General features: G+C 67.1%; 21 protein-coding genes and 1 tRNA gene. 11 read left to right on the forward strand and 11 right to left on the reverse strand.

Annotated features, from left to right (window positions below):
* The first annotated feature begins 127 nt into the window (after positions 1 to 127).
* Entirely contained in the window at positions 128 to 472 is a 345-nt protein-coding gene (locus GRI42_RS10530) for a hypothetical protein (RefSeq protein WP_160608449.1), read from the forward strand.
* Between the two features lie 132 nt (positions 473 to 604).
* Here GRI42_RS10530 and GRI42_RS10535 read toward each other — a convergent pair whose 3' ends face one another.
* Both GRI42_RS10535 and GRI42_RS10540 read right to left on the reverse strand, forming a co-directional pair.
* Positions 605 to 1,303: an anti-sigma factor family protein gene (locus tag GRI42_RS10535; protein ID WP_160608450.1), complete on the reverse strand. Its 699-nt coding sequence runs from the start codon at positions 1,301 to 1,303 to the stop codon at positions 605 to 607.
* The gene (locus GRI42_RS10540; RefSeq protein WP_234033934.1) at positions 1,300 to 1,743 is read right to left on the reverse strand and encodes an RNA polymerase sigma factor; all 444 of its coding nucleotides are present in this window, start codon (positions 1,741 to 1,743) and stop codon (positions 1,300 to 1,302) included. The genes GRI42_RS10535 and GRI42_RS10540 overlap by 4 nt, the downstream gene beginning before the upstream one ends.
* Positions 1,744 to 1,872: 129 nt before the next feature.
* On the opposite strand from GRI42_RS10540, the gene GRI42_RS10545 reads away from it, so the two are divergent.
* Positions 1,873 to 3,093, forward strand: coding sequence for a S8 family serine peptidase (locus GRI42_RS10545; RefSeq protein WP_160608451.1), 1,221 nt, complete (start codon positions 1,873 to 1,875; stop codon positions 3,091 to 3,093).
* Between the two features lie 104 nt (positions 3,094 to 3,197).
* On the forward strand, positions 3,198 to 4,043 hold the full coding sequence (locus GRI42_RS10550) for a hypothetical protein (RefSeq protein ID WP_160608452.1): 846 nt from the start codon (positions 3,198 to 3,200) through the stop codon (positions 4,041 to 4,043).
* Positions 4,044 to 4,157: 114 nt separating this feature from the next.
* On the opposite strand, the gene GRI42_RS10555 is transcribed toward GRI42_RS10550, so the two are convergent.
* Together GRI42_RS10555 and GRI42_RS10560 are read right to left on the reverse strand one after the other, a co-directional pair.
* Positions 4,158 to 4,244 (reverse strand) — tRNA-Leu (locus GRI42_RS10555).
* A 113-nt stretch (positions 4,245 to 4,357) separates the two neighbouring features.
* Positions 4,358 to 5,224 carry a zinc-ribbon domain-containing protein gene (locus GRI42_RS10560; protein WP_160608453.1) on the reverse strand — a complete coding sequence of 289 codons (867 nt, stop codon included), beginning with the start codon at positions 5,222 to 5,224 and terminating at the stop codon, positions 4,358 to 4,360.
* A 159-nt stretch (positions 5,225 to 5,383) separates the two neighbouring features.
* Between GRI42_RS10560 and ftsE the strand changes: the two genes are divergently transcribed.
* The 4 genes from ftsE to GRI42_RS10580 are packed head-to-tail and all read left to right on the forward strand — an operon-like array spanning position 5,384 to position 8,259.
* A complete protein-coding gene (gene ftsE, locus GRI42_RS10565; protein ID WP_160608454.1) occupies positions 5,384 to 6,118 on the forward strand; it encodes a cell division ATP-binding protein FtsE in 735 nt (244 codons plus the stop codon).
* Positions 6,115 to 7,047 carry a cell division protein FtsX gene (locus GRI42_RS10570; RefSeq protein WP_160608455.1) on the forward strand — a complete coding sequence of 311 codons (933 nt, stop codon included), beginning with the start codon at positions 6,115 to 6,117 and terminating at the stop codon, positions 7,045 to 7,047. The genes ftsE and GRI42_RS10570 overlap by 4 nt, the downstream gene beginning before the upstream one ends.
* A complete protein-coding gene (locus GRI42_RS10575; RefSeq protein ID WP_160608456.1) occupies positions 7,044 to 7,574 on the forward strand; it encodes a YdcF family protein in 531 nt (176 codons plus the stop codon). Before GRI42_RS10570 ends, GRI42_RS10575 begins: the two co-directional genes overlap by 4 nt.
* A 4-nt stretch (positions 7,575 to 7,578) precedes the next feature.
* Complete coding sequence (locus tag GRI42_RS10580; protein ID WP_160608457.1) at positions 7,579 to 8,259, forward strand: lysophospholipid acyltransferase family protein; 681 nt, start codon at positions 7,579 to 7,581, stop codon at positions 8,257 to 8,259.
* On the opposite strand, the gene GRI42_RS10585 is transcribed toward GRI42_RS10580, so the two are convergent.
* Entirely contained in the window at positions 8,260 to 9,165 is a 906-nt protein-coding gene (locus GRI42_RS10585) for a prephenate/arogenate dehydrogenase family protein (protein ID WP_160608458.1), read from the reverse strand. It lies immediately after the preceding gene.
* Positions 9,162 to 10,280, reverse strand: a complete 1,119-nt coding sequence (gene hisC, locus GRI42_RS10590; protein WP_160608459.1) for a histidinol-phosphate transaminase — start codon at positions 10,278 to 10,280, stop codon at positions 9,162 to 9,164. Before hisC ends, GRI42_RS10585 begins: the two co-directional genes overlap by 4 nt.
* A 69-nt stretch (positions 10,281 to 10,349) precedes the next feature.
* Between hisC and metX the strand changes: the two genes are divergently transcribed.
* A complete protein-coding gene (gene metX / locus GRI42_RS10595; protein WP_160608460.1) occupies positions 10,350 to 11,441 on the forward strand; it encodes a homoserine O-acetyltransferase MetX in 1,092 nt (363 codons plus the stop codon).
* On the forward strand, positions 11,438 to 12,025 hold the full coding sequence (gene metW, locus GRI42_RS10600; protein ID WP_160608461.1) for a methionine biosynthesis protein MetW: 588 nt from the start codon (positions 11,438 to 11,440) through the stop codon (positions 12,023 to 12,025). Before metX ends, metW begins: the two co-directional genes overlap by 4 nt.
* On the opposite strand, the gene GRI42_RS10605 is transcribed toward metW, so the two are convergent.
* The 5 genes from GRI42_RS10605 to GRI42_RS13860 form a co-directional block, all read right to left on the reverse strand.
* Complete coding sequence (locus GRI42_RS10605) at positions 12,015 to 12,626, reverse strand: DUF4126 domain-containing protein (RefSeq protein ID WP_160608462.1); 612 nt, start codon at positions 12,624 to 12,626, stop codon at positions 12,015 to 12,017. The two genes, metW and GRI42_RS10605, sit on opposite strands and share 11 nt — an antisense overlap.
* A 71-nt stretch (positions 12,627 to 12,697) precedes the next feature.
* A complete protein-coding gene (locus tag GRI42_RS10610) occupies positions 12,698 to 13,876 on the reverse strand; it encodes an acetyl-CoA C-acyltransferase (protein ID WP_160608463.1) in 1,179 nt (392 codons plus the stop codon).
* 94 nt (positions 13,877 to 13,970) lie between these two features.
* Positions 13,971 to 14,420 carry a MaoC family dehydratase gene (locus tag GRI42_RS10615; protein ID WP_160608464.1) on the reverse strand — a complete coding sequence of 150 codons (450 nt, stop codon included), beginning with the start codon at positions 14,418 to 14,420 and terminating at the stop codon, positions 13,971 to 13,973.
* Between the two features lie 114 nt (positions 14,421 to 14,534).
* Positions 14,535 to 15,929 carry a DUF5935 domain-containing protein gene (locus GRI42_RS10620; RefSeq protein WP_160608465.1) on the reverse strand — a complete coding sequence of 465 codons (1,395 nt, stop codon included), beginning with the start codon at positions 15,927 to 15,929 and terminating at the stop codon, positions 14,535 to 14,537.
* Positions 15,922 to 16,110: a hypothetical protein gene (locus GRI42_RS13860; protein ID WP_170289993.1), complete on the reverse strand. Its 189-nt coding sequence runs from the start codon at positions 16,108 to 16,110 to the stop codon at positions 15,922 to 15,924. The genes GRI42_RS10620 and GRI42_RS13860 overlap by 8 nt, the downstream gene beginning before the upstream one ends.
* 103 nt (positions 16,111 to 16,213) lie before the next feature.
* Here GRI42_RS13860 and GRI42_RS10625 point away from each other — a divergent pair, with 103 nt between their 5' ends.
* Together GRI42_RS10625 and GRI42_RS10630 are read left to right on the forward strand one after the other, a co-directional pair.
* A complete protein-coding gene (locus GRI42_RS10625) occupies positions 16,214 to 17,440 on the forward strand; it encodes a TIGR04063 family PEP-CTERM/XrtA system glycosyltransferase (protein WP_160608466.1) in 1,227 nt (408 codons plus the stop codon).
* Positions 17,441 to 17,462: 22 nt separating this feature from the next.
* Positions 17,463 to 18,227: a hypothetical protein gene (locus GRI42_RS10630; protein ID WP_160608467.1), complete on the forward strand. Its 765-nt coding sequence runs from the start codon at positions 17,463 to 17,465 to the stop codon at positions 18,225 to 18,227.
* Positions 18,228 to 18,417 lie beyond the last annotated feature (190 nt).

The following is an 18,417-nucleotide window of genomic DNA, read 5'->3' on the forward strand; positions in this document are numbered from 1 at the left end:
ACAAGAAATCTCGCCAAAGCTGCCCGCCTGCGAAAAATTTGCCGGTCGATGGATTAAGCGCGCACCGGCGTCCGTTTCCCTTTCAAGCGACCGGCATCGCCGTGCGCGCCAAAAGGAGAAACGACACATGAACAAGCTTGCCACCCTGCCGCTCTTCGCCCTCGGCCTCGCCACAGCCGCGACCGCCGCCGTGCCGATGCTGCACGAGGAACAGGTCGCCCGCGCCGAGGAAGCGCTGATCATCACCACGCCGATCGCCGGGATCGAGAACAGCCTGTGGTTCGATTACCGCATCGACATCACCGAGGCGCAGAAGGAGCTGACCAGCGACCTGCGCCGCGCCAGCGATATCGAGGACCGCCGTGATGCGTGGGAGGAATACGCCCACGAACTGAAGCACGAGCGGATCGACTACATCGAGGAAATGGCCGAGCGCGGATACCGCATGGGCCAGGTCATCTTCGTCGACTGACCGACAGCAACGTCCCGGGCCGCGCCAGTCCCTCGGCGCGGCCATCCCCCGAAGGAAGGACCGGAAGACCCGCCGGTCCTTCCTTTTTTCGTGCGTGAATGGTGGAGGGGAGATGACCCGCCGGGCAGTAGCTCAACGCCAGCCCTGCTCGCGCGCTGCCTGCTCGCCCTGTGCATCGAGCGCCGGTCCCGCTGCCATCTCCTGTGCCAGGGCCAGGATCTCGGCATCGCCTGCGCCGGCCATGCGGTAATCGGTCGAGGCGCCTTCGCTGCCCTCGCCAAGTGCCTCCAGCTTCCACCCCGCCTCGTCGCGGCAGGCAATCCCGCCGCCCGCGCTGGCGCTGAAGGCACGGCAATAGCGGCCTTCCTCGGTGCGGAACGACAGGAGCACGCGGGTTTCGTCTCCCGGCGACTGGTCGGCGACGAGCCGGTCGTCGAGCACTCCGGCAAGCTGGGTGTCGGCATAGGCCGGTGCTTCGCTGCCCTGGCCCGGCAGGAACACCGCAAGCGCCAGCGATGCGGCAAGCGCCGGTCCGGCGATCCAGCCCCAGTGCGGCAGGCGCCGCCTGCTCTCGCGCCGCTCGCGGGCCGCGGCGAAGTCGACCACCTCGGCCGGTTGCGGCCGGGACAGCATGGCAGCCAGCCGGTCGGGCACGGGCTGGTCGAGGACAGGCGAATAATGGCCGGCCAGCATGGCCTTCAGCGATTTGTGCCGTGCCACCTGCTGCGCCAGTTCGGGATCGGCCTTAATCGCAGCGGCGACCTGCGCCTCGCGTTCGCCCGACAGTTCGCCATCGGCAAACGCGGCGATGTCTTCGGGGGTAATCGTCACGATGCTTCTCCGAGCATTGCCATCAGCGCGTCGCGGCCGCGCACGAGGCGGGAATTGAGCGTGCCGACCGGGCAGCCGACGATTTCGGCCGCCTCCTTGTAGGCATAGCCTTCGACCATCACGAGCAGCACGGCCTCGCGCTGGTCTTCCGGCAGTTTCTGCATGGCGCGATCGACGTTGGACAGTTCGACCGCGGCTTCCTGCGCGCCATCGCCGCCGACGCCGACGCCGGCCTCCTCGGCCACGAAGGTCTGCAGGCTGCGCGTCGCCTTACGGCCCTCGTCGATCCAGATATTGCGCATGATCCGATACATCCAGCTGTCGAGCCGCGTGCCTTCTTCCCAGCGGGACCGGTTGGCCAGCGCGCGCTCAATGGTCATCTGGCAGAGATCGTCACCGTCGGACGGATTGCCGGACAGCCCGATTGCGAAACGGCGCAACCGGGGCAGCAGGGCCAGCAAGTCTTTCTCGAACGATGTGTTCAGCGTCTCTGCCTTCCAGGGATTAAACGGACGAGCGCGTGCGTTTCATCCATGCTTAATGCGTTTTAGTCGAAGAACGAGAGGACGATGCGAGTTTTTTCCCTGCTTTGCGCCGTACTGGCACTGGTTACCGCGCCGCTGGCCGCGCAGGTCGCGCTGCCGCGTGTCCAGCTGCCGCAGGTGGGGCCGGTTGTGGGCGAAACGCTCGACACGCTCGACGAGGCGCGCGCCGGAGTGCAGCGCACGGTCGAACGGCTCGCGCGCGACCGCCTGCGCACGATAGACCGGCTGGTGCGCCGCAATGCCGATGCGATCGAGTACGATGCGGCAGGCGCACCCGCGCGGCGCGGCGAGCTGCTGGTGATGGACGTTTCCGCCAATGCACTCAGCCCGGCCCTGGAGGCAGGCTTTACCGTCCTTTCGCGCGAAGAGGTCGAGGGGCTGGATCTCTCGCTCATGCGCCTCGGCGTGCCCGAGGGGATGGACCTTGCAGAAGCGCAAGCGGCGCTCGCCCTCCTCCTGCCGCAGGCCCAGGTCAGCGCCGACAACCTCCACTTCCAGTCGGGCACCGGCAATGGCGCGGTGCTGGCCATCTCGGCGCAAGGTAGCGCGGGCAGCGCGGCGCCGGTCGGCATGATCGACGGCGCGCCCGGGCCTGCGGTAAAGGTCACGGAGACGCGCGGCTTTGCCGCTGGCGCGCCCTTCCCGAGCCACCACGGCAGCTCGGTTGCATCGCTGCTCGCCCATGCAGGCGCGGGCACGATCCGCGTGGCGGACGTGTACGGCACCGACAAGGCAGGCGGCAACGCGCTCGCCATGGCCAAGGGGCTGGGCTGGCTGGTTGCGCGCGGGAGCAAGGTGGTGACGATCAGCCTAGTAGGACCGCGCAATGCGGTGCTCGAACGGGCGATCGGCGCAGCCCAGCGCAAGGGCGTGGTGGTGGTCGCGGCGGTCGGCAATGACGGCCCGGCCGCCCCGCCCGCCTATCCGGCCTCCTACGACGGCGTGGTTGCCGTGACTGCGGTCGACGGCAAGCGTCGCGCGCTGATCGAGGCGGGCCGCGCGCTCCATCTCGACTATGCCGCGCCGGGCGCAGACATCTACGGCCGCAATGCCAAGGGCAAGCGCATCGGCCTGCGCGGTACGTCCTTTGCCACCCCGCTGGTCGCGGCCCGCCTGGCGCGGGCCTTGGCGCAGGGCCGCAGCTGGCGCGCCGCGCTCGATGCAGAGGCCGTGGACCTAGGACGCAAGGGCCATGACGACACCTATGGCAGGGGCCTTGTCTGCGGCGGTTGCACCGGACGCTGAAATTTTTTTCGCGCTTTTATGGATTAAGCGCCGCAGCCCACCCGTTTTCCTTTCGAGCGGATGCACCGACCCCCTTCGCATCCGCAGATCGAAAGGAACTGACGATGAAGAACCTCATGCTTGCCGCTTCGGCACTCACCCTGATTGCAGCCCCTGCCCACGCCCAGCTGCTGGGCGGTGGCGGCCTGTCGGGCGTCACCGGATCGCTCAATGGCACGGTCAATTCTACCCTGCGCGCACCGACCGAAACGCTGCGTTCGACCACCCGCGGCACGCTGCGCGGCGATGCCGCCACGCGCGGCAACCAGAATGTCGACCGCAAGAACGGCAGCGTCGCCATCGACCGCAGCGTCGACACCAGCCTCGATGCCACCACCAGCCAGCTGCTCGGCACGCCGGCAGGCGAGGCTTCGGGCAATGCTTCGGGCTCTGCCAATGCCTCGGGCTCGGGCAGCGCCAATGCGCAGCTGATCGGCACCGATGCCGTGACCGGCGCAGTCCAGGGCACTGCCGCCCGGGCGCGCGAGACCGCCTCGAGCGTCCGCAATATCGCCACCCCCGCCGTGGGTTCGGCCCGCGACCGCCTGTCGGGTGCAACGGCACAGGCCGGCAGCCTCGCCGGTTCGGCAAGCGGCGCTGCACAGGGCGCAGGCATGATCGATAACGGCGTGCTGGCGCTGGCAGGTAGCGGCGCGGCCCAGGGCGAAGGCGTCTTCGCCGTCGCGCCGGGCATGCCGGTCCAGCTGCCTTCGGGCGAACAGCTCGGCACCGTGCGCGACATCGTTGCCACGCGCAGCGGCGAGATCCGCCAGCTGGTCGTCGACACCAAGGACGGCCTGACCACCCTTCCCGCCGGCAGCCTGACGGCCAGCGGCACCGCGCTCATCGCGGGCCAGGCCAGCGGCTCGGCATCCAACGAGGCTCCCGCCGAGGCGAGCGGCACCGAATAAGCCGCCGTCACCGTGAAACGAAGGCCGGGTTGCCCATGCGGGTGGCCCGGCCTTTTCGCATGGCCCGCGCATGCGCAGGCTGCGGTTTCGTCGATTTGCAGGGAAAGGGACTGATGGTGCGGTCGAGAAGACTCGAACTTCCACGGGCGTTAGCCCACAACGACCTCAACGTTGCGCGTCTACCAGTTCCGCCACGACCGCACACAGTCTGAAATCGGTAGCGAATCCCGCGGAGGGGAAACAGGTGCTACCGCCGGTAGGAGCGCGCCCCTAGCAGCGCCTTTGCACTGCCGCAAGCACCTTTGTCGCGAGGGTCAGAGCGGGGCCCAGCCCACGTCGGCATAGACCGCGTTGCGCGGGACCTGCGTGCTCGCCTCGTCGATGGTGATCGTCTCGCCCGGTGCCAGCGTGGGCTGCGGCGGCTGCACGATCCAGGTGAAGACCTGCTGTTCGCGCTCGTTGAGCATGACGATCTGGATCGGCGGCAGGCGGCGGCTTTCGCGCGCCTTGTTTTCCACCTCGATCCGGGCGGAGAAGAGGTAGGTCTTGTTCTCCAGCTCGCGCCAGCTCTGCGATTCCTGCGGGAAGCGCAGTTCGAGATCGGGTTGCGCCTGGCCGAAGGCAGGTTTGTCGACCGGCCACCAGGACGGCGTGCCGAACTGGGTGATCGCCACCACTGCGCCCAGCGCCAGCACGGCAAAGGTCGCTGCCGCCCAGGTCCACAGCTTCATCATGTTGCGGCGCGGGCGGAACGGCGGCGCATGGTCGAAGCTGGAGACGAAATCGTCCTCGTCCTCGTAGGCGCGGCTCACCGGCGGCGGGGCCGGCTGTTCCTCGTCATAGGAAGGGGGCGTCGTCGCATCGAAATCGGGCGCTTCGTCCTCTGCCGCATCCTCGACCGGCGGGGCTTCCGCCGTAGCGACGTCGGCCTCGCCTTCAGCGAAACTGAAGCCGGGCCGCGCAGGCGAGCTATCTTCGCGCTGCACCGGAGCGGGAGGTGGCGGCGGCGGAGGAGGAGGCGGTGGAGCTGCCGCTTCGCTGGCCACGACGCCTTCGACTTCGGCCCCGTCCTGGAACCAGGAATGCTTGCACTTGGCGCAGCGCACCGTGCGGCCGTCCACGCCGATTGCGCTATCGGGAACGACATAGCGCGTGCTGCAGGCAGGACAGGCAATAATCATGGTGGACAAAAGCCTTACGCATTGCCGCGAATCGCGACAAGCTGCGCATCTGTGCGTGAAAGGCCCAAGCGGCTTTTTTCCACATCGAAGGACGGTTATAGGCCCCAATCGGACGATGGCGGCTCCTATTCATCCCTTTTTCGCGGCGATTGCAGGCCGATGAGCGTGCAGGAAAGCGCAATCGTGCAGTTCGACAACGTCGGATTGCGCTACGGGACCGAGCGCGAGGTCCTCTCGAATATTTCCTTCACCCTGTTTTCGGGCCGGTTTTACTTCCTCACCGGGGCCAGCGGCGCGGGCAAGACTTCACTGCTGAAGCTGCTTTACCTCGCCCAGCGCCCGTCGCGCGGGGGCATGCGGATGTTCGGCACCGATGTCATCACCATGCCGCGCGACCAGCTGCCCAAGTTCCGCCGCAGGATGGGCGTGGTGTTCCAGGACTTCCGCCTCGTCGACCACCTGTCCGCCTTCGACAATATCGCCCTGCCGCTGCGCGTTTCGGGCGTGCGCGAGAGCGATCTCGAAGGGCCGGTCAACGACATGCTCGAATGGGTCGGGCTGGGCCACCGCGCCGATGCGCGCCCCGCCACGCTGTCGGGCGGCGAGCAGCAGCGCGTCGCGATTGCCCGCGCGGTCATCGCCCGGCCGGAAATCCTCGTGGCCGACGAACCGACCGGCAACGTCGACCCGGAAATGGCGCTCAAGCTCATCCGCCTGTTCGAGGCGCTCAATCGCCTCGGCACGACGGTGGTGGTCGCCACCCATGACGTGCAGCTGATCCGCAAGGTGCCCGAAAGCCTGATCATGCGGCTCGACAAGGGCACGCTGTCCGATCCCACGGGCGCACTGCGCTATCCGCCCAAGCGCACCTCGGGCACGGGAATGCCGGAATGAAGCGCCCCCCGACCCTTGGCCGGGCCGTCGACCGGGGCCTTGCGCCGTTTCGCGGCAGGCGCGCCGCGCACCTGTTGCCGCGCACCCGGCTGGGCGGCCCGGTGCCCTGGGTCATCGCCATCATGACAGCCCTCACCGTGCTGGCGGTTGGCGGAGCGCTGGCCCTGTCCAACCTAGCGGCGAGCGCGCGAGGCGAGCTTGCCGGCAGCGCAACCGTGCAGATCCTCGAAGCTGATCCCGACCTGCGGGCGGAACAGACGCAGCGCGTCGCCGCGCTGCTGCGGCAGGACGCCTCGGTCGAGGCGGTCCGGATCGTGCCCGAAAGCGAGATTGCCGCCCTTCTCGAACCCTGGCTCGGCACGGGCGAGGCGATCGAGGCGGTGCCCTTGCCCGCGCTGATCGACCTGCAGCTGGCCGCAGGATCGGGCGAGGCTCAGCTCGAAGCGCTGGAAGGGCGCATTGCCGCCGCCGCGCCGTCGGCCCGCATCGATGCGCAGGAGGCCTGGCTTGCCCCCGTCCTCGAAGCTTTGAACTCGCTGCGCTACATGGCCTTCGCGCTCATCGCCCTGCTCGCCTTCACGGGAGCCGCCGCAGTCTGGCTGGCGGCGCGCAACGCGCTCGACGGCAATCGCGACACGATCGAGATCGTCCACCTCTTGGGCGGCAGCGACGAGCAGGTGGCGCGGGTGTTCCAGCGTTCGATCCTGTTCGACGCACTGGCAGGCGGCGTGCTCGGCCTGGCGCTGGGCACGGGCGCAATCCTGCTGGTGGCGAGCCGTTTCGCCGCGCTCGATTCCGGGATGGTGGCAGGCGGGACACTGTTGCCGACCGATTGGGCGATAGTTGCACTGGTCCCGCTTTTCGCGGTCGGAATTGCCGTCTACACCGCGCGCATGACCGTCCTGTCCTCCTTGCGGAAAATGCTGTGATCCTGCGTTTCGTTGCCGGCCTGGTGCTGATCTACGCATTCGGCTTCCTCGCCTTTGCAGTGACGCTGCCCGGCCCTTCGGCGGAAACGAAGACCGATGCGGTGATCGTGCTGACCGGCGGCCCGGGGCGCATTGCCCGCGGGCTGGAAGTGGTCGCCACCGGCGAAGCGAAGGAGATGTTCGTCTCCGGCGTCGATCCGGAAGTGAAGCCGGGCGAATTCGCGGCCGAATTCGATGTGCCGCGCCGCACGATGAACTGCTGCGTGACGCTGGGCTACCTCGCGGTCGACACGCGCAGCAATGCCGGCGAGGTCGCCCAGTGGATGAAGGAGAAGGAGTTCACCTCCGCCCGCCTCGTCACGACCGACTGGCACATGGCCCGCGCCTCTTCCGAAGTGACCGAGACCCTGCCGGAGGAAATCAGACTGGTGAAGGACGCGGTCGTCTCGCACCCGGACCTTGCGACGCTGTTCCTCGAATACAACAAGCTGCTGGCGTCCGAGATCTCGCAGGGACTGCCGGTCTGACGCGATGATCCTGCTGCGCAATATCGCGTTCTATTTCGCTTTTTATATCGGCTCGATCTTCGTGACCGCATCGGCGCTGGCGTGCCTGCCGTTCTCGCGCCCCGCTTTCCGCCGAAGGGTCGAGAACTGGAGCGAATGGCAACGCTGGTGCGTGCGCCACCTGCTGGGCATCGAACTGGTGATGGAAGGCGCGCCGCTGGACGAGCCGGTGCTCTACGCAGTCAAGCACGAGAGTTTCTTCGAGGCGATCGACGCCCCCGCCCTGTTCGACAGCCCGGCAGTCTTCGCCAAGCAGGAACTGCTCGGCATTCCGGGCTGGGGCAAGGCAGCCGCGGCATACGGCCTGATCTTCGTCCAGCGCGACCAGGGCGCCAAGGCATTGATGGCCATGATCCGCCTTGCGAAGTCGCGTTCGGCAGAAGGGCGACCGCTGGTCATCTTCCCCGAAGGCACCCGAGTGCCGCATGGCGAGCGCCGTCCGCTGCAATCGGGTTTTGCCGGGCTCTACAAGATGCTCGGCCTGCCGGTCGTGCCGGTCGCGGTCGACAGCGGGCCGCTCTACCACCGCCCGCTGAAAGCCCGGGGACGCATCACCTACCGCTTCGGCGAGCCCATTCCCGCCGGCCTGCCGCGGGAGGAGATCGAGCGGCGCGTGCTCGACGAAATCAACGCTCTGAACAGCTGATCAGTGGTCCTTGCGGCCGAAGTCGGGCCGCGCGTCGTCCTGCCCTTCCTCGATGATCGAGCGGCGGATCGTGCGCGTGCGCTCGAACAAATCGTGCAGCGTGTCGCCGTCGCCATTGCGGATCGCCCGCTGGAGCGCGGTGAGGTCTTCGTTGAAGCGCCCCAGCACTTCGAGCACCGCGTCGCGGTTGGTCAGGAACACGTCGCGCCACATGACCGGGTTCGACGCGGCGATGCGCGTGAAATCGCGAAAGCCGCCGGCGGAATACTTGATCACTTCGCCCCGCGTCACGTCCTCGAGATCCGAGGCAGTGCCGACGATGGTGTAGGCGATGAGGTGCGGGATATGGCTGGTCACGGCGAGGACGAGGTCGTGATGTTCGGCATCCATGATCTCGACCTTGGCGCCCAAGCCTTCCCAGAAAGCCGACAAATCGGCCACGGCAGCTTCGGGCGCATCGGCGCCGGGTGTCAGGATGCACCAGCGGTGGCGGAACAGCTCGGCAAAGCCTGCGTCCGGCCCGCTGCGCTCGGTACCGGCGACGGGGTGCGCGGGGATGATCGTCGCATCCGGCAATGCGCGGGCGAGCGCCTTGGCGACGCTGCCCTTGGACGAACCGACGTCGCTGACGATCACGCCGGGCTTGAGTGACGCAGCGATGCCACTGGCCGCTTCCTCCATCGCGCCGACGGGCACGCAAAGGATCACGAGATCGGCATCGATCACCGCTTCGCCCGCCGTATCGCAAACCTTGCCGACAAGGCCGCGTTCGCCAGCGCGGCGGCGCACTTCGGAGTCGGCATCCCACCCCGTCGTTTCCACCTCGCCCAGCATCTCGCCGGTCGCGAGGCCGATGGAGCCGCCGATGAGGCCGAGGCCGATGATGGCGACGCGCTCGATCGTCACGAGACGGCCCTTGCCGCATCGCGCAGGATGCGGGCGATATCGTCCATCTGTTGGCGCGTGCCGACGGTAATGCGCAGTGCATGCGGCAGGCCCTGTCCCGGCAGGTGGCGCACGGCGTAACCGCCTTCGGCCAGCGCGCCGAGCGCCATTTCCGCCGTCAGCGCGCCTTCGAACAGGACCAGCACGAAATTCGCCTTGCTCGGCACGGCGCGAAGGCCGTGGTTGCCGAGCGCTGCAATCGCCTCGGCGAACCGGTCACGCTCCTCGCCATTGGCCTTGCGCGACAGTTCGACGAAGCCTTGGTCGCCCAGCGCGGCGATAGCCGCGCGCTGGCCGCTGGTGGTGACGTTGAATGGGCCGCGGATCCGGTTGAGCGTATCGATCAGGTGCGGCGCGCCGGTCGCCCAGCCGATCCGCTCGCCCGCAAGGCCGTAGATCTTGGAGAAAGTGCGCGTAACCAGCACGTTGTCATGCGCCGCGGCGAGGGCCATGCCGCCATCGTCCTCCGCCTCGTCCAGGTATTCGCCATAGGCCTGGTCGACCACCAGCAAGACATTGGCGGGCAAGCCCGCGTGCAGCCGCTCGATCTCGGCGCGCGGCAAATAGGTACCGGTCGGATTGTTCGGGTTGGCAAGGAATACGACCCGCGTGCGCTCCGTCACCGCAGCCAGCAACGCGTCCACGTCGGTCGCGTAATCGGCATCGGGCGCCTCGACCGGCGTCGCCCCGCAGCGGCGCGCGGCGATTTCGTAGACCACGAAGGAAAAGCGGGCGTAGAGGACCTCGTCCCCGGGCCCCGCGAAGCCTTGCGCGGCTAGATTGAGCAACTCGTCCGAACCGGTCCCGCACACGATCCGCGCCGCATCGAGGCCGTGCAGTTGCGCAATCGCCTCGCGCAGCGCCGTCGCATCGGGATCGGGATAGCGCGCCGGATCCCCACCCTTGCCGAGCGCAGCCAGTGCCTGCGCGCTGCACCCCAGCGGATTCTCGTTGGCGGACAGCTTGGTCAGCTCGCGCCCGTCGCTGCCCTTGGACTTGCCTGGCACATAGGCATGGATTGCCTCGATCCAGGGCTTCATCGTCGGGCGGGCGGAACTATCGTTGGACTGGGTCATCGCGGCTTCGCCGCATGAAAGAAAAACGCCCCTTCGACAAGCACCTGCCTTGGCTGTAGAGGCCAAGGAATGTCCGGGGCGTCCCAAGTTTTGCAATTGACCGATCCCCTGCCGCTCGACGGCGGGAGCGAGCTGGCGCAGGTCGAGATCGCCTACGAGACCTATGGCACGCTGGCGGACGATCGCTCGAACGCCATCCTGATCTGCCATGCGCTGACCGGCGACCAGTATGTCGCCAGCACCCACCCCGTCACCGGCAAGCCGGGCTGGTGGGAGCGTATGGTCGGACCGGGCAAGCCGATCGACACCGACCGCTATTTCGTCGTTTGCGCCAATGTCATCGGCAGTTGCATGGGCTCGAGCGGCCCGGCGAGCCTCGCGGCCGACGGCAAGCCCTATGCCATGCGCTTCCCGGTCATCACCATCCGCGACATGGTCCGCGGGCTGGTCGCCCTGCTCGATGCACTGGGGATCGAGCGGCTGCACGCCGTGGTCGGCGGGTCGATGGGCGGGATGCAGGCATTGAGTCTCGCCGCCAACTGGCCCGAGCGTGCGACCCGCGTGCTGGTCATCGCATCGACCAGCCGGCATTCGGCCCAGAACATCGCCTTCCACGAGCTTGGGCGGCAGGCGGTGATGGCCGACCCGAACTGGTGCGGGGGCGACTATTACGCTGCCGACGCACAGCCCGATTCCGGCCTCGCCGTGGCGCGCATGGCGGCGCACATTACCTATCTGTCGGAAGAGGCGCTGACCGAGAAGTTCGGCCGCAACCTCCAGGACCGCGAGACCAAGAGCTTCGGCTTCGATGCCGATTTCCAGGTGGAAAGCTACCTGCGCTACCAGGGCAGCGGCTTCACCCGCCGCTTCGATGCGAACAGCTATCTCTATATCACCCGCGCGATGGATTATTTCGACCTAGCCGAAGAACACGGCGGCAAGCTGGCCGATGCCTTTGCCGGGACCACGGCGCGCTTCTGCCTCGTCAGCTTCGATTCCGACTGGCTCTACCCGACAAGCGAAAGCCGCCATGTAGTCCATGCGCTCAATGCGGCAGGCGCCGCGGTCAGCTTTGTCGAACTCAGCGCCCCGCATGGCCACGACAGCTTCCTGCTCGACGTGCCCGCCCTCGACCGCGTGGTGAAGGGGTTCCTCGAATGAGCGTGCTGCGCCCAGACCTTGCCGCCATTGCCGAGGCGATTGCGCCGGGCACCCGCGTGCTCGACATCGGCTGCGGCGACGGCACGCTGCTGGGCGAACTGCGCGCGACCAAGCAGGTCGATGCGCGCGGGATCGAGATCGACCCGGCCTGCGTCGAGCGCTGCGTGGCGCAGGGCCTCTCGGTGGTGCAGGGCGATGCCGACAGCGCGCTGGCCGACTATCCGGACAAGGGGTTCGACTACGCCGTGCTCAGCCAGACGCTGCAGACCGCGCGCCGGCCCGACCTCATGCTCGACCAGCTGCTCCGCGTCGGCAAGCAGGCCTTCGTCTCCTTCCCGAACTTCGCCCACTGGCGCACCCGCGCCGCGCTGATGTTCGGCGGGCGCATGCCGGTGACGCGCAGCATTCCGGTCAGCTGGTACGAGACGCAAAACATCCACCACGTGACCGTGAAGGACTTTCGCGAACTGGCGCGCGAGAAGGGCGCGCGGATCGAACGGGAATGGTTCTTCGCCGGAGAAAGGCCGGTCGCGGGCGCATCCAATCTGCGCGCCGAATTCGCGGTCTTCCTGCTCAGCCGCTAGGCGGCGGAGGGGCCTTGGCGCCGCCGTTGAAGAAGCTGCGGATGATCCGCCGCGCCGTCAGTATCAGCCAGACCGTCAGCCCCAGCAGCACCAGCGCGATGCCGCCTGCCACGTAAGGATATTCGTAAGCGAGGTAGAGCAGGCCCGCGGTCGCCACGTCCTCCACGCTGGAGACGGCGATATTGCTGACCGGTTCGGGGCTGGCATTGACCACGCCGCGTGCGCCCGCCTTGCCCGCATGGGCGGTGAGCGCCGCGCCGCCGCCGAGCAGGAAGGCGACGACCTGCGTTGCCGGGTCCGCCGGATCGATGATCGCGAGCGCCAGCAGCGCGCCGCCGATCGGCCGCACGAAGGTGTGGACCGCGTCCCACGCGCTATCGAGCCACATGACCTTGTCGGCAAAGAATTCGGCCAGCGCTGCCACGGCCGCGATGCCCATGATCCAGGGGTTCGCCAGAATGTCGAGGCTCTGGAGGTGTTCGGGCAGCGGGATCGCGCCCAGCCGCATGGCGAGACCGGTGGCGAAAATGCTCAGGTACAGTCGCCAGCCCGCCAGCAGGCTGACACTTCCGGCAACGCCGATGATTTCCATAATGCCCATAAAAAAGCATCCTCCGACGGCTTTGGCCGGAGGATGCGCTTTTACAGGGGCTTAAACAAGCCGGTGTTGGATCAGAAGATCTCGAACAGGCCGGCTGCACCCATGCCGCCGCCCACGCACATGGTGACGACGCCGTACTTGGCACCGCGGCGCTTGCCTTCGATCAGCGTGTGGCCGACGCAGCGCGCGCCGGTCATGCCATAGGGGTGGCCGATCGAGATCGAGCCGCCGTTCACGTTGAGCTTGTCGTTGTCGATGCCCAGCTTGTCGCGGCAATACAGCACCTGCACGGCGAACGCCTCGTTCAGTTCCCACAGGCCGATGTCCTCGACCTTGAGGTCGAAGCGCTTGAGCAGCTTCGGGATCGCGAAGACCGGGCCGATGCCCATTTCATCGGGCTCGGTACCGGCAACCGCCATGCCGACATAGCGGCCGAGCGGCTGGAGGCCGCGCTGTTCGGCGACCTTGGCTTCCATCAGCACGCTGGCCGAGGAACCGTCCGACAGCTGCGAGGCGTTACCCGCGGTGATCGAGGTACCCGGACCCATGACCGGCTGCAGCGACTGCAGGCCTTCGAGCGTGGTCGAGGGACGGTTGCCCTCGTCCTTGGCGATGGTGACTTCCTGGTCGGAAATCTCGCCGGTTTCCTTGTTCTGCACCTTCATGGTGGTGGTGACGGGGACGATCTCGTCGTCGAACTTGCCGGCTTCCTGTGCGGCAGCGGTGCGCTGCTGCGACTGGAGCGCGTATTCGTCCTGCGCTTCGCGGCTGATGCCGTAACGCTGGGCGACCGTTTCGGCGGTCTGCAACATGGGCATGTAGATCGCGCCGTGCATCGCCATCAGTTCGGGATCGGGCATGACCCGCATTTCCTTGGTCTGGACGAGGCTGATCGATTCCTGGCCGCCGGCCGCCACGATATCCATACGATCGGTGATGATCTGCTTGGCCGCGGTGGCGATGGTCATCAGGCCCGAGGAGCACTGGCGGTCGATGGTCATGCCCGACACGCCGATCGGGCAGCCGGCACGCAGCGCGACCTGGCGGCCGAGGTTGCCGGCCTGCGCGCCCTGCTGGAGCGCGGCGCCCCACAGCACGTCGTCGACTTCGCCGGCATCGATGCCGGCACGCTCGATCGCGGGCTTCAGCGAATAGGAACCGAGGGTCGCGCCCTTGGTGTCGTTGAAGCCGCCCTTGTAGGCCCGGCCGATGGCGGTGCGGGCGGTGGATACGATGACTGCGTCACGCATGGTCATTCCTTAGATAATATTGGTCAGCGAAACGGGTACGGTTTCCCCCGGGGAGGAGGCGCTCCGGGTCGCGGACCGGAGCGCAATTCTATTCTCAGACGAAATACATGGTCATCCATTCGCAGATCAGGGCCGGCTTGTCCTCGCCCTCGATCTCGATGGTGATTTCCATGGTCTGCTGCCACTGGCCGGGACGCTTCTCGCTCATTTCGAGCAGCTTCCAGTGGCCGCGGATACGCTTGCCCGAACGCACGGGCGCGATGAAGCGCGTCTTGTTGCCGCCGTAGTTGACGGCCATCTTGATCCCGTCGACCCGCGGCACGTCGCTGTTCGCGGTGAGGAAGGGGATCATCGACAGGGTGAGGAAGCCGTGGGCGATGGTGCCGCCGAACGGCGTCATCTTGGCCATCTCTTCGTTGATGTGGATGAACTGGTGGTCGCCGGTGGCGTCAGCGAACTGGTTGATGCGCTCCTGGCTCATCTCGACCCATTCGCTGGTGCCGACCTGTTCACCGATCTTGGCTGCGATTTCCTGGGGGCTCATGCGCGTCTCTCCTCGATTGCCATAAAAGGGGGCGCGGGAAGCCGTTTGCGCCCGCGCGAACGGGCGGTGTCATGGCCTATGCGGAAGGCTCGTGCAACCGCGCTTGCGGTGCCCCTACGGAATGGCGGGATCGGGCGCGGCGGCCCGGGCATCGGCGCGCCGGTTGGCTGCCTTGACCTCCTTGAAGGCCGCCTTGTCGAGCGCCGACTCGCGCCGTTTCACGTGATCGGCCAGCGCGATCTGCAAGCCCACAATCATCAGCACGACCGGCTGGTAGGCGATCCCCTGGAAGGTCGCTCCGACGAGGTAGATGATATTGGCGAACTGCAAGGCGCTGGCGAGCGGGCCCTGCCACCCCTCGATCCGCCCGGTCCGGCCGGCATAGCGGCGGCGGATGCGCTCCATCTGGACCAGCCCGGTGACGTGCAGCAGCGTCCACAGGATGAGGCCCGGCCAGCCCTGCTCGCCCAGCATCTCGAACCACGAGGAATGGAACGCGCGCCCGCTTTCGGTCACGTCCTGGTAAGTGACGCGCACCGTATTCCCGTCCACCTCCTTGACCGGCATCTTGTAGGTGAAACTGTTGCCCCGGTAGACGTCGAAGCCGCCGCCGAGCGGATTGCGCTCCACATAGTCGAGCGTCCACGACCACACCTGCATGCGGGTCGAGGCGGATTGTTCGGACTGCGCTTCCTTGATGGTCGACATGCGTTCGGTGAAGGAGGACGGCAGGAAGGGCAGCGCGGCAATGCCGATGGCAGCCGCCGCCCCGATGTAAAGGAAGCGCCGCTTCACATCGCGCAGCAGCATCAGGCCGAGCGCGGCGATGCACAGCAGGCCCGTGCGCGCTTCGGTCCCGATGGGGATGAGCAAGCAGGCAAAGATCAGCGCCGCGCCGAACAGCTTCACCCGCCAGTCGGGCTTGAAAATCGTGCCGTGCCGCATGAACCACAGGATGATCGGGATGAGCGCGATCGCCACGGTCGACAGGGTAGAGCTTTCGTAGATGTTCGAATTGTCGTTCACGAACAGGTAGAGATTGCCGTAGCCGCCCCCGCCGCCCACGGTCTTGAGGCCCGCAGAGATGATGATCGCAGCGGCCGTCAGCACGGTTATCAGCATCGCCGCCTCGATCCGCAATTTGGTCGTCAGCGTCAGCGGCAGGAAGATGGCGAAGACCAGCGCCTTCCACACCCAGGCCCATTTCTCTGCCCCCGCTTCGGGGAAATCGGCCCATTGCAGGGTGATGAAGCACCACACCAGCAGCGCCGCCAGCAGGCCCTGCCGCATCGACAGGCGGAAGCCATCTTTCTTTTCCGCCACCGCCCAGCCGCCGAAGGCGAGCAGGAAGGCGATCAGCGATACGGGCAGCAATTGCGCCAGCGACCAGCCGATCTTCTGCGGGGCGAGGATGTCGATGTAGAGATAGGCCAGCACCCAGATGAAGGGCTTGCGCAGACCTAGCAGAAACATCCCGATGACGACGAGGAACAGCGCAAGGTCAAGCATCGCGCGCCTCCGCCCGGGCGCGGGCGCGCCGCTTTTCGCGCAGCGATGGCCCTTCGCGCTCGACCTTCTCCTCCTCGACCTCGAGCAGGTCCTCGTTATCGAGATCGGCGCGGCCCAGCAGGCGGATCAGCGCGATGGCGATCAGCACATGGGTCAGCAGCAGGGCGAAATTGTCGATCAAGCGCGCGTGACTTTCCAATGCGCCGCAGGTGCGGCGTGCATGACCCTCATAGCGAAACGCGGTTGACGCGCCGTTAAGCCTGTTGTGACACAGGAGACGCGCAATGACACGGGTCCTTCATATCCTCGACCACTCGCTGCCCCTGCATTCGGGCTACACCTTCCGCACGCGCGCCATCCTGAAGAGCCTCGAGGCGAGCGGGATCGAAGTGGCGGGCGTGACCGGCCAGCGGCACGCGGCAGGCGGTGCGGACAGCGGGGAAGTCGCGGAAGAGGTGGAGGGCCTAACCTTTTACCGCACACCGGGAACGCCCTCCGGCCCGCCGGTTGCGCGCGAAATGCGCGAAGTGGCGGCACTGCGCCGCCGGATCGAGGAGGTTGCGCGCGACTGGCGTCCTGACGTCATCCATGCGCATTCGCCCGCACTATGCGGCATGGCCGGGCTGAAGGCTGCCCGCGCGCTGGGCCTGCCTTTCGTTTATGAAATCCGCGCCTTCTGGGAAGATGCGGCGGTCGGCAACGGTACGGGCACGCAAGGTTCGGCCAAGTACCGCCTCACCCGCGCGCTCGAAAATCGCGTGGTGAAGCGCGCCGACGCGGTCTTCACGATCTGCGAGGGTTTGCGCGGCGACCTCGTCGCGCGCGGCCAGGATGCGGGCAAGATCGCGATCTCGCCCAATGGCGTCGACCTGTCGCTGTTCGGCGATCCGCCGCCGCGCGACGAGGCATTGGCGAGCGAACTCGGCATGGGCGAGGGGCCGGTCATCGGCTTCATCGGCAGTTTCTACGATTACGAGGGGCTCGACGACCTGATCGCCGCCATGCCCGCCCTGCGCGAAAAGCATCCCTCGGCCAGCCTGCTGCTGGTCGGCGGCGGACCGATGGAAGAGGCCCTGAGAGCGCAGGCCCAAGCCTCCCCCGCAGAAAATGCCATCCGCTTCACCGGCCGCGTGCCGCATTCCGAGGTGGAACGGTATTACTCGCTGATCGACGTACTTGCCTATCCGCGCAAGAAATCGCGCCTCACCGACCTCGTGACGCCACTGAAGCCGCTGGAGGCGATGGCCCAGCGGCGGATCGTGGCGGCCAGCGACGTCGGCGGACACCGCGAACTGATCGAGGACGGGGTGACCGGCCTGCTCTTCCCGCCCGACGATCCGGCGGCGATGGCGGCCTCGCTGGCCCGCTTCATCGATGCGCGCGCCGGCTGGGACGCGATGCGCGATGCCGGCCGCGCCCATGTCGCGGACAAACATGACTGGGCACGCAATGTCTCCCGTTATCGCGACGTTTACGCCAAGCTGCTACAAGCGCAGGGGCAAGGGCGCTGAGCCCGCAAGGATTTGAGGCCCGATGAGCTACGTGGACAATGACAGCACGCTGACCACGAAGGCCTGGTTCAGGCCTGCCGTGGGCTTGTGGTTCGGGATGCTCGTGGGCGCAGGCACGCTTGGCGTGCTCTACGTAACCCCCGCCGATACCCGCGACGCCCTGTTCCAGAGCGCTGGGCTGACCGGCCTGCACCGCTTCTTCGAGCCGCCCGTGGGCATGGCGGGCTTTGCCGCCGTCGCCGTGGCGGCAGGCGTCGTCGGCTTTCTCTTCGGCCTCGTAATCGCATCGCGCCTTGCGCGGCGCGCCGCCTTGGTGGAGCAAGTGGAGATCGCGCCCGAAACTGAAGAAGCGGAACCTGTGGCCGAAGACCAGTCGCGCCGCCGCGTATTCTCCGCCCGCGAGGATATCGGCGAGGAAGGCATTGCCGTGACCGAAACCGCCGAGGCGCTTGCCGCGCCCGAAATCGAGGCGGAATTGGAGGAAGTCGAAGAGGTCGAGGCCCCGGCTGAAGAACCGGCACCGGTGCGCCCTGCGGCGCCCACAGCGCGCGAATCGCTCGCCGATCTCTCGCTCGACCAGCTGACCTCGCGGCTTGCCGCCGCCTTGGAGGCTCGCAAGGCCGCGCCCGCCACGCCGCCTGCCGAGGAAGATCCCGACCAGGTCATCTCCTTCCTGCGCCGCGAGGCTGCCCGCGCGGCGCCGCCGGCCGGACCGGGCAGCGAGGACCCGCAGGCCGCACTGCGCAGCGCGCTCGACAAGCTGGGACGCGTCGGCAAGCCCGACTGACCCCGCCTGCTGCTTGTGCGCTTGCACAGGCGGATACGAATTCTTCCATGCTGCAATGCGGCAAAACGCGCCAAAACTTGGGTCGCGTGAAATTTTGCTACCGTCCCGTGCCATTGCAAAATCGCTTTCGTGCCTGCAAAGGGACCATTCGCGAAATTTTGGCAGTGCGGCCATGCGGCACTGCGGCATT

It is taken from the genome of Qipengyuania gaetbuli (assembly GCF_009827315.1).
Taxonomy (GTDB): Bacteria; Pseudomonadota; Alphaproteobacteria; order Sphingomonadales; family Sphingomonadaceae; genus Qipengyuania; species Qipengyuania gaetbuli.